A 10,188-nucleotide genomic window follows, 5' to 3' on the forward strand; every position below is an offset into this window, starting at 1 on the left:
TGCTGTCGGCGCGAAAGCTGGCGTGCCCTCAACAGGCCTGGGGTGCAGAAACTAGGGGAAGAAATCCCTCCCCTAGTTTCGATCCTTTCCGCGGGAAACTTCGCGGGGAAACGTTGAAAACCCGGGGAAGAACCCCGCCATCGACTCTTCCCCCACTTTTTGCACCGCCCCCGGTGCCGTCGGCGCGAAACCCGGTGCCGTCGGCGCGAAACCCGGTGCCGTCGGCGGGCCCGGCGGACCACCCGAGCCGCGGGGTCAGTCAGACCCCGACCTCGCGGCCAGTACGGCCTCGTAGATGTCCCGCCGCGAGACGCCCGTCCCCTCGGTGACCTGCGCGCAGGCCTCCTTGAGACGTAAGCCCCCGGCGACGAGCTGTTCTGCCTGCTCGACGAGGTCGTCGACGGCGGGAACCCGGCGTTCGCCTGGCGCAAGGACGACGGTGATCTCGCCGCGCACACCCTGCGCCGACCACTCGGCGAGTTCGGTGAGCCGACCCCGACGTATTTCCTCGTAGGTCTTCGTCAGTTCCCGACAGACCGCGGCCTCACGGTCGGGGCCGAGTACTTCGACCGCGTCGGCGAGCGTGTCGGCGAGGCGGTGCGGTGAATCGAAGAAGACGACGGTGCGCGGTTCGTCGACGAGCTGGCCGAGCCAGTCGAGTCGCGCCTGACGCTTGCGTGGCGCGAATCCTTCGAAACAGAACCGGTCGGACGGCAGGCCCGACACCGCGAGCGCCGTCGTCACCGCGGACGGACCCGGCAGGGCGGTGACACGCAGACCCGCCGCGGCGCAGGCGGCGACGATCTTGTGTCCTGGGTCGCTGACCGACGGCATGCCTGCGTCGGTCACCAGCAGCACGGTGCGACCCTCGCGGACGGCGTCGAGCAGCGCGGGCGTGCGTGCGGCCTCGACCTGGTCGTAGTAGCTGACGACGCTGCCGGTGATCGTCACGCCGAGCGACTGTGCCAGCGCACGGGTGCGTCGTGTGTCCTCTGCTGCCACGATGTCGGCGGTCTCGAGCGCCTGTCGCAGACGCGTCGAGGCGTCGTCGACCTGACCCATCGGGGTCGCGGCGAGGACGAGTCGTCCACTCGTCGCGCCGGTGTCGGTCGCCTCGGGAGCGGGATTCATGCGAATCACTGTACGAGCGGGACATTACGATGGGCCGAGTGACCATCGTCGACGGACCCGTAGCTGCGCCCGCCGCCGATCCGACGCCCCTTCGGGGACGCATGATGCAGGTGGCTGCACTGCGTTCGACGCGTGTGCGTCCCGATCCAGAGATCGAGGTACCGCTGTTCGGGGCGCCCGACCGCAGGCGGGGACTGATCGTCGGGTTGATCATCACCCTGGTCGCCGTGGCCACACGTTTCTGGGGCCTGACCCACCCCACCGATCAGGGCACGCCCGTCTTCGACGAGAAGCACTACGTGCCGCAGGGCTGGCAGGTACTGACCGGCGGCAACTGGATCGAGGACAATCCGGCGTACGGCCTGGTCGTGCACCCGCCCGTGGGCAAATGGTTGCTGGCGGCGGGCGAGTGGATGTTCGGATACACGCCGCTCGGGTGGCGGGTGATGTCCGCTCTCGCCGGTGTGGCGATCGTGGTGATGATCTACCGCGTCGTGCGCCGGATGGCGCGTTCGACGCTGGTCGGGGCGATCGCCGCGGTCTTCGCGATCTGCGACGGCGTGCTGTTCGTGCAGTCACGCATGGGAATGCTCGACATCTTCCAGTGCCTGTTCGTGGTCGCCGCGTTCACCGCGATCATCGCCGACCGCGACCAGGTGCGCGAGCGCATGTTCACCGTCTACCTCGACGGTCGGATCAACGACTCGCCCTTCGGCCCTCGCCTGGGTTTCCGGTGGTACCGCTTCACTGCGGGAGTGATGCTCGGCCTGACATGCGCGACAAAATGGTCGGGCATCTATTACGTCATCTTCTTCGGGCTGCTGGTGATCGGATTCGACGTCGCAGCCCGCAAGGCCTATCACGTTCGACGCCCCTGGGTCGGCGCTCTGGTCCGCGACGCCGTGCCCGGCGTCGCGAGTCTCGTCGTCATGCCGATCGCCATCTACTTCGCGAGTTTCGTGCCGTGGTTCACCAGTGAGACCTCGGTCTATCGCTACCAGGTCGGCAACACCATCGGCACCGATGGGCCGTTCGCCTGGGTGCCCGGTGCGTGGCGTTCGCTCTGGTACTACGAGGCGGGTGTTCTCAAATTCCACGCGGGCCTGACGAACTCCGCGGGTAATCATCACCCGTGGGAATCCAAGCCGTGGACCTGGCCGATGAGTCTGCGGCCGATGCTGTACGCCCTCGAGAACGGCCCCGACCAGTGCGGCGGCGGCCAGTGTGTACGGGCGCAGATGCTGATCGGGTCGCCCGCCATGTGGTGGTTGGCGATACCGATGCTGCTGTGGGGATTGTGGGCCTGGTTGGTCCGACGTGACTGGCGCTACGCCGCCGTCGTCGTCGGCTACGCAGCGGGATTTCTGCCATGGTTCGGAGATCTGGACCGCCAGATGTACTTCTTCTATGCGACCGTCCTCGCGCCGTTCCTGGTGATGGGTCTGGCCCTGTGTTGCGGCGACGTGCTCCGTGCGACCAGGTCGTCTCCGTGCAAGCCACGACCCGAACGCCAGACCCTCGGCATCATCGTCGTCGCGATCTATATCGGGTTGGTCGTCGCGAACTTCGCCTGGCTGTGGCCCATCCTCACCGCAAGTCCGATCTCCCCCGAGCAGTGGCATCAGCAGATCTGGCTGCCCAGCTGGGGCTGAGGCCGCATGGCAGACACGGCGTCAGGAACTCCAGGATGTCGTTGACGACCCCGCCGCCCTGCGACAGACAGCCGATTGCGCGGTCTCGCACCTTGCTGTCGATACCGCTGGAGATACTTACGGTTTCACTTCATGATTCGTCAGCCGACCGAGCGTCGGACCAGGTCGACGATCGTCGCGTCGTCGATCCCCATGGCGCGCAACGCAGCGACGTGCTCGACAGTGGCGCGCTGCGCGTCGTCGAGTGTGGTGTTCGAGCCCGCCCGGATGAACGAACCCCGACGCCCCCTGGTCTCGATGATTCCCGCGGCTTCGAGTTCGCGGTAGCTGCGGGCAACGGTGTTCGGGGCCAGGTCGAGATCGGCCGCCAGTGCGCGCACCGTCGGAAGTCGTTCCCCGACAAGTAGTTCACCACGCGACACGAGGTCGATGACGCCCACGCGGATCTGCTCGAATGGTGCGCGATCGGCGTCGGGGTCGATACGAAGTCTCGCGGCGAGTTCCATCGTCGACCTCAGAGCAGATCCCGCGACAGTGGGCACGACATACACCGCGGCCCACCGCGGCCCGACCCGAGTTCACGGCCTTCGATCTCGATGACCTCGATCCCCGAATCCATCAGACGCCGGTTGGTCTCGACGTTGCGGTTGTAGGAGACGACGACGCCCGGCTCGATCGCCAGCGTGTTGTTGCCGTCGTCCCACTGTTCGCGTTCGGCGGTCACCGGGTCCAGGCCGGTGTCGATCACACGCAGTTTGTCGATACCCATTGCCTCCGCGGCGGCCTCGACGAACGGTTCGGCGCCCGTGACCTTCACATCACCGTCGCCGAGATCGCGCAGCGTGAATGCCGACATCGAGTCGCGGATGTTCGGGTACATCACCACCGCGTCGGCGTCGACCATCGTGCAGACGGTGTCGAGGTGCATGAATGCGCGCTGCTGTTCGATCGGGACGGCGAGAGCGGTGTGTGCCAGGCCGTCGGCGAACAGACTGCGGGCGAGGGCTTCTGCACCGGCAGGGGTTGTCCGCTCGCCGACTCCGACTGCGACGACGCCGGGTGCCAGCAACAGCACGTCGCCACCCTCGACGGGCGCGACCTGCGACTCGTACGCGCGTCGCGCACCGTTGAACATCGGGTGGTGGGCGTAGATCAGATCGGTCAGCGACGTCTCGCGCACCCGCGCGGGCAGGGCGAGCGAGGTGATGGCGAAACGCGGGCCGATCCAGAACGAGCTGTCGCGGGTGAACAACAGGTTCGGTAGGGGCGCGATCGCGAACTCAGGACCGTAGTGCATCCGACGCACCAACGACGACGCCTCGGCCGTCGGACTCAGCGGCAGTTCGTCGAATGTCATGCCGGCGGTCAGGATGTCGGCGAGTTCCGCCGCGGCCAGCCCACGGAGATAGCCTGCTAGTTCCTCGGCCAGGTGCGGCCCGAGCAGTCGGGAGTTGACGGCCGCTGCGATCCCCTGGATGCGCGCGGCCCCGCTGTGCTCGAGCGTCTCGGTGAGCAGATCGCCGAGCAGGAAGACGTCGACGCCGCGCTCGGTGAGTGCGGCGGCGAACTCGTCGTGCTCCTCCTGAGCGCGCGCGACCCAGGGCAGCCCGTCGAAGAGTAGTTGATCGCTGTTGCGTGGCGTGAGGCGAAGCAGTTCGTCGCCGGGGCGATGTAACATCACCGCCCGAAGGCGGCCGACCTCGGTGTTGGAGCCGAGTGTGTAATCACCGCTGGCAGTCGACGCAGGCATGGGACAAATCTAGTCGTCCGGAAACCCGGACGCTCGGCACGGAGCGCGCGCGTGCTCACGGACTGTCGGGTTCGGCCTGGTCGGTCGGGTGCAGACGTGGCGCCTCGCCCACGACCTCTGGCGCGGTCTCGCGCGCGAACAGCCACGCCACGAAGGCGACTGCGGCGACCGCTCCGGTCAACACGAAGGCCGGACCGAAGCCCACGCTTCCCGCGACGAATCCGACGACGATCGGCCCCGTCACCGCCCCGAGGTCAGACGACATGCTGTAGGCGGCGAGCGCCGATCCGCCCTGCCGTCGCGCACCGAGAACGTCGGCGAGCGCGGCCTGATGGGTCGGCGCGAACAGGCCTGACCCGACACCCGCGAACAGCGACAACACAAGTGCGGCGACGATGTTCGGCGAGAAGCCGAGCAGCGCCGTCGAGATCGCCATGATCGCCAGGCCGGGAAGCATCACGGGTCGACGGCCGAGTCGGTCGGACATCCTGCCCGCCACCAGGATCGCGGCGACGTTTCCCGCGGCGTAGACGGCGAGGACGACACCGGTCATCGCGGCCGATTGGTCGAGCCCCTCTGTGATGAACAGTGGCACCACCGCTACTCGCACACCCATCGAGGCCCAGCCCTGAGTGAAGTTCGACGCGATGATCGCGCGATAAGCGCTGTCACGCAAGGCGGCACGCAACGACATCGCACTGCGCTGCGGAGCGTCGGACGTCACCGGTTCAGCCGTGTCGCGCAACTGTGTTGCGACGACCGCCGAGGCGACGAGCAGGGCGATCGCGTACACGACGAACGGCATCCGCAGACCGAAGCCGACCAGCGCACTGCCGATCAGCGGTCCGGTGATGTTGCCGATCAGAAAGCCCGCGGAGAAGAATCCCGACACGCGGCCGCGGATCTCGTTGGGCGACAGCCTGATCAGCAGTGCCATCGCCGACACAGTGAACATCGTCGAACCGATCCCACCTGCGCCGCGGAACAGGAGGAGTTGGATGTAGTTCTGCGCGAACGCGCAGGCGAGCGTGCTGGCCGCGACGATGAGGAGACCGGTCAGGTAGATCCGACGCTCACCGAGGATGGTGACCAGGCGCCCGGTGGCGGGGGCGAAGATCAATCGCATCACCGCGAACGCGGACACGACCGCCGACACAGCGGTGTAGCCGACATCGAAACTGCGGGCGAAAGTCGGCAGGGCCGGCGCGATGAGACCGAACCCGAGTGCGATGACCACGTTGGCGGACAACAACACCCAGATTCCGCGGGGAATCTGCTTCACCCGATCACGGCTCCTCGGGCAGTTTGTCGAGCGCCTCGGCGGTCAGGGAGCGCCCCAGTTCGATCATCTCCGTGGCCTTGTGGAAATCCAAGGTACGCACGGCCTTCCGCGGCACCCGGATCAGGATGTCCGGAGGATAGCCAGCGATCTGATAGCGGGTGAGCGCGATCGACATGATGTCGAGGGAACGCAGAAGGATCTCGATCCTGCCCATCGGAGCGGCCCTGGCGGCATCGTCGTCGGCATCTGCGCTCGGCGGCTGCGCCTCGTCGTCTGCCGATTCGTCCGCGGTCGTCGACTCGTGCGCGGTGACATCGGCTTCGACGCCGAAGCGCTCCCGTACCGACCGCACCCAGTCGTTCTCGAGGAGCGGGGTGATGTTCCGACGAATCACACCCTTTGTCTTCGGGGCACGACTGGCACCGTGTTCGGCTCCGTCGTCGGCGTCGAGCACGACGCCGATTGTCACATCGCTGCTGACCGCGGAAGTGGGCGCTACGGGCAATGGGTCGAGGATTCCGCCGTCTGCGAGCAGCCGACCGTCGACCTCGTGAGGTCGGATCACGCCGGGTATGGCGATCGAGGCACGGATGGCGTCGACCAGACTGCCCTTCTGGAACCACACGGGTCGTCCGGCCGCGAGGTCGGTGGCGACCGCGGTGAACGGGACGTCGAGGTCTTCTATCGTGGTTTCGCCGAGGATCTCCCGGACCCGGGCGAGGATGCGTTCGGCACCGATCATCCCGCCCGGTTTGGACAGTGAGACGTCGAGCAACCGCATGACGTCGAGCTGTGAGAGCCCGCTGATCCAGTCGACATAGTCGTCGAGACGCCCGGCGCAGTACAGACCACCGACAAGCGCCCCCATCGACGATCCGGCGACGCTCACGATCTCGTACCCGCGGGCGTCGAGCTCGTTCATGACCCCGATGTGCGCGTAGCCGCGAGCTCCCCCACTGCCCAGAGCGAGGGCCACGCGAGACGGTCTGGCCATGGTGTTCAGCCTATCGATCCGGTTGGCCGTCGTATGGACACACTCTCTGACAGACGCTCACTCGATCGGCAGCCGTCGAGGGCCCGCGCCCTGACGGTTGAGTTCGTCGCCGGGATTCAGGAGGTGGCATGCCCCGAGTGAGAGGCATCCGCACCCGACACAGGAGCCGATCATGTCGCGCATGGTCTCGAGGAGCTCGATCCGGTGATTGATGTCGGCGATCCAGCGCTGCGACGCGGCCTCCCACATCGCGCGGGAGGGCGACTCGTGATCACCGAGTTCGGCGAACACCTCACCGATCACGGCGAGCGGAATCCCCGCAGCCTGCGACGCGCGGATGAACGCCACCCGACGCAGCATCGCACGGTGGTATCGACGCTGGTTGCCGGGCGTACGGCGCGAGAAGATCAGGCCCTGGTCCTCGTAGAATCTGACGGCCGAGGGAGCGATACCAGCACGCTGGGCCAGTTCTCCGACGGACAGTTCGATCTTCTTCAAGCCCATATGACGACAATAGGCGACCTCAAGTTCACTTGAAGTCGCCTATGTCGGTGATCTCGACGAGCTCGATCAGCGGGTGATGCGCCGAGTGACGACCCAGCGCGGTCGATCAGCTACGGACGACCATCACAGGGGCGTCGGCCTCGCGGAGCACCTTCTGACTCGTCGAGCCCAACAGCAAGCCCTTGAAGCCACCGCGACCGCGGCTACCGACCACGATCAGCGCCGCCTTGTCGCCTGCGGCATCGAGCACGGCCTTGGCCGGGTCTTCGGGGATCACCTTGCGTTCGATCGTGACGTCCGGGTAATCCGATGCGAAGCCCGCGAGTCGCTCGGCGAGCGCCTCTACCGCGTCCTGCGACATCCGGCTGACCTCGTCGGGATCGATGCCGTAACCGTGCAGTGCGTCGACGTCGAGCGGGGTCCAGGTGTGTACTGCGACGAGCGGGACGTTACGCAGCGATGCCTGCCGGAACGCCTCCTTCACCGCGGCATCACTCACCGGCGAATCGTCGATACCCACGACGACCGGACCGTCGACGTTGCCCTCGCCGTCGATCACGACGACGCGACCGTGATGGTGCGCTGCGACGGTGATGCTGACGGAGCCGAGGAACAGACCTCTCACGCTGCCGAGCTTCCGCGTGCCGACAACGATCATCGACGCGTCCTTACCAAGCTCGAGGAGCACGCGCGCGGCGTCGCCGTCGACGATGGACGTGTGCACGGTGACGTCGGAGGCTACCTCTTTGGCGACGGACGCGGCACTGTGCACCGCGTCGGTGGCGTCCTGTCGGATCGCATCGATCACGTCCTGCGGGATGATGAGTCCCGGCGCGTAGTCACTGGTGCTCGCGTCGTAGACGCCGACCAGCTTCAGGTCGAGGTGCTCGAGCTGTGCTTCCTTGGCAGCCCACCGAACCGCGGCCGTTGCCGCCTCGGAACCATCAACGCCGACGAGAATCGCGTTCATCTGTACTCCAACTCCTCACAACTGTCTCCGTCACTTATCCTCACCTTCCATCGTGCCCGTCAACCGATGCGAGGGCAATGGAAGAAGGTCCCGATCACGCCGGAGATGCCCGACTCGGCGACGTGCAGATATGACGTGCAGATGTACGGTGGGTGAATCACCGCCTGTACCCCGAACAATCACCCGCACTGCCCGAACCGATTGGCGCTGACCCCACGATGACTGGACCACAAGACAATTCGCCGGACGATCGCCCCGACCATCCGGAGCACGAATCGGTCGGCGGACCGTCCCCGTCCGAGCCGAGTGACTTTCGTCGCGCGGTGACTTCGGTGGTCGTCGTCGTGTTCTTCGCAGTCGCAATCGTGTTGGTCGCGGCGGCGTCGTCCGGTGCACTCCAGACCTTGCTGCTCATTCTCGCGCCGCTCGTGGTGCTGATCGCGGGACTCGTGACAGCGGTACGTACGTACAGGGTCTGGCGCGCGGGCGGCCGCTGGCAGATCTGGCAGGGTGCGATGTGGTTCGAACTCGCCTTCTTCATCATCGTGCTGTTCAGCACCGCGCCCCTGCTGGTGGACTGAGGTACGCATCACCGCGCTGTGGTGACACGAATCAGTCAGTGCGAAAACGACTCTCCCGTTTCCACGAGCAGTTCCACGACCAGCGACAGCTGACATCACAATCACTGCTGCCACAACCGCCGGCGCCCCGCCACCTGTTCTGGTGGCGGGTGGTGGGGTGGCCCGTGGCCGGGACGTGCAGGCAGGGCTGGTCAGGCGGCGTCGGATAGCGGCGGGTCGATGCCGCCGGGTGGTTCTCCGTCGGGTGGATCGTGGCCGGGTGGTGGGTCGGGGTCGGGGTCGGGGTCGAGCCGGCGGGGTGGGTTCCAGGTGATGTCGACGCGGCGGTCACCCGCGCGCTCGGGTGCGGTGTCGAGCAGTGCGGTCAGGAGCCGGTGATCGACGATGCTGATCGAGTAAGGCGTCGGCGGGTTGCCGGGATCGTCACGCCACTCGCCCCGACCGGCCCACGCGGTCACGTCGACGCGGCCGACGCCCTCCCCTGCAGCACCACCACCAGCATCTGCACCTGCACCCGCAGCATCTGTCCCTACACCTGCATCGACAACCTGACCTGCACCTGCACCTGCACCATCTGTGCTTGTGCGTGTGTGTCGGCGGCGGCGGTCTGCCAGGTGGGTGATGGTCCCGGTGGTGGCCGACGTTTCGGCGCGCGTGGTGGCGAGATAATCGCGGAAGTCGGCGGCCACATCCGCAGCCCGGTTGATGTGTTCAGGATTCGGCGGCATACCGGGGGCGGCGTTCAACCGCCACGCCACCCGACCCGTATCCGGGCCGTCGGTGATGATGCGGGTCGTGAACTGACCCGGCTTGGATCCGACGCGACGGTTGTGCACATCGCACGCCGGTGCCAACTGGTCGATATCGGTGCACCCACCAGCAGCCCAGTCCTTGGCGGCGTGGTGCATCGCCACCCGCGACGCCGGCTGAGTACAGCCAGGGGCTGAACACACGCCGCCACCCTCGGCAGCGAACAACGCCAACCGCTGCCCTGGCGAAGCGAGTCGTTTCGACCGCCCCAGATACAGCGGCACGCTGGTGTGCTCGGCGAAGACCGCCAGGAATGGTTGCACCCCGCTCGTCGAGTGGGTGGCCATCGAGATCAGATCAGCGATCGGAAGCAGGGTGCCCGACGCGGTCCGCGCCACCCCGGCCTGCGCCTCCAACTCAGCCAGTGTGGTGGTGGCGATGACCTGGATCGGCAACCCCCGATGCGACGTGCCGAGCATCCCAGTCTCCAGCACCTGCGACAGCAACGCTGACACGGCGTCATGATTGCGTTGGGCTTGCGACCGCTGATCACGCGCGGCGGCCTCGGCGACCT

At 66.7% G+C, this 10,188-nt stretch carries 10 protein-coding genes; 2 read left to right on the forward strand and 8 right to left on the reverse strand.

The window, feature by feature from the left end; all coding sequences use genetic code 11:
• Window positions 1–255: 255 nt before the first annotated feature.
• Entirely contained in the window at window positions 256–1,131 is an 876-nt protein-coding gene (gene rsmI / locus GOOTI_RS24495; RefSeq protein WP_039994678.1) for a 16S rRNA (cytidine(1402)-2'-O)-methyltransferase, read from the reverse strand.
• A 29-nt stretch (window positions 1,132–1,160) separates the two neighbouring features.
• On the opposite strand from rsmI, the gene GOOTI_RS24500 reads away from it, so the two are divergent.
• Complete coding sequence (locus tag GOOTI_RS24500; RefSeq protein WP_007241296.1) at window positions 1,161–2,783, forward strand: dolichyl-phosphate-mannose--protein mannosyltransferase; 1,623 nt, start codon at window positions 1,161–1,163, stop codon at window positions 2,781–2,783.
• A 140-nt stretch (window positions 2,784–2,923) separates the two neighbouring features.
• Here the strand turns inward: GOOTI_RS24500 and GOOTI_RS24505 are convergent, their stop codons facing one another.
• The 6 genes from GOOTI_RS24505 to GOOTI_RS24530 all read right to left on the reverse strand — a co-directional run bounded on the left by GOOTI_RS24505 (window position 2,924) and on the right by GOOTI_RS24530 (window position 8,283).
• Window positions 2,924–3,289, reverse strand: a complete 366-nt coding sequence (locus tag GOOTI_RS24505) for a GntR family transcriptional regulator (RefSeq protein ID WP_007241297.1) — start codon at window positions 3,287–3,289, stop codon at window positions 2,924–2,926.
• A gap of 8 nt (window positions 3,290–3,297) precedes the next feature.
• Window positions 3,298–4,533: an arginine deiminase gene (locus GOOTI_RS24510; protein ID WP_007241298.1), complete on the reverse strand. Its 1,236-nt coding sequence runs from the start codon at window positions 4,531–4,533 to the stop codon at window positions 3,298–3,300.
• A gap of 55 nt (window positions 4,534–4,588) precedes the next feature.
• The gene (locus GOOTI_RS24515) at window positions 4,589–5,815 is read right to left on the reverse strand and encodes an MFS transporter (RefSeq protein WP_007241299.1); all 1,227 of its coding nucleotides are present in this window, start codon (window positions 5,813–5,815) and stop codon (window positions 4,589–4,591) included.
• Window positions 5,816–5,819: 4 nt separating this feature from the next.
• Window positions 5,820–6,809, reverse strand: a complete 990-nt coding sequence (locus GOOTI_RS24520) for a patatin-like phospholipase family protein (protein ID WP_007241300.1) — start codon at window positions 6,807–6,809, stop codon at window positions 5,820–5,822.
• Window positions 6,810–6,866: 57 nt separating this feature from the next.
• Window positions 6,867–7,313, reverse strand: coding sequence for a redox-sensitive transcriptional activator SoxR (gene soxR / locus GOOTI_RS24525; RefSeq protein WP_007241301.1), 447 nt, complete (start codon window positions 7,311–7,313; stop codon window positions 6,867–6,869).
• A 106-nt stretch (window positions 7,314–7,419) separates the two neighbouring features.
• Entirely contained in the window at window positions 7,420–8,283 is an 864-nt protein-coding gene (locus GOOTI_RS24530) for a universal stress protein (protein WP_007241302.1), read from the reverse strand.
• Between the two features lie 218 nt (window positions 8,284–8,501).
• Here GOOTI_RS24530 and GOOTI_RS24535 point away from each other — a divergent pair, with 218 nt between their 5' ends.
• Window positions 8,502–8,864: a hypothetical protein gene (locus tag GOOTI_RS24535; protein ID WP_039994679.1), complete on the forward strand. Its 363-nt coding sequence runs from the start codon at window positions 8,502–8,504 to the stop codon at window positions 8,862–8,864.
• A 191-nt stretch (window positions 8,865–9,055) separates the two neighbouring features.
• On the opposite strand, the gene GOOTI_RS24540 is transcribed toward GOOTI_RS24535, so the two are convergent.
• The coding region (locus tag GOOTI_RS24540) for an HNH endonuclease signature motif containing protein (protein ID WP_007241304.1) at window positions 9,056–10,188 on the reverse strand (1,133 nt) is incomplete at its 5' end.

The organism is Gordonia otitidis NBRC 100426, assembly GCF_000248075.1.
Classification (GTDB): domain Bacteria; phylum Actinomycetota; class Actinomycetes; order Mycobacteriales; family Mycobacteriaceae; genus Gordonia; species Gordonia otitidis.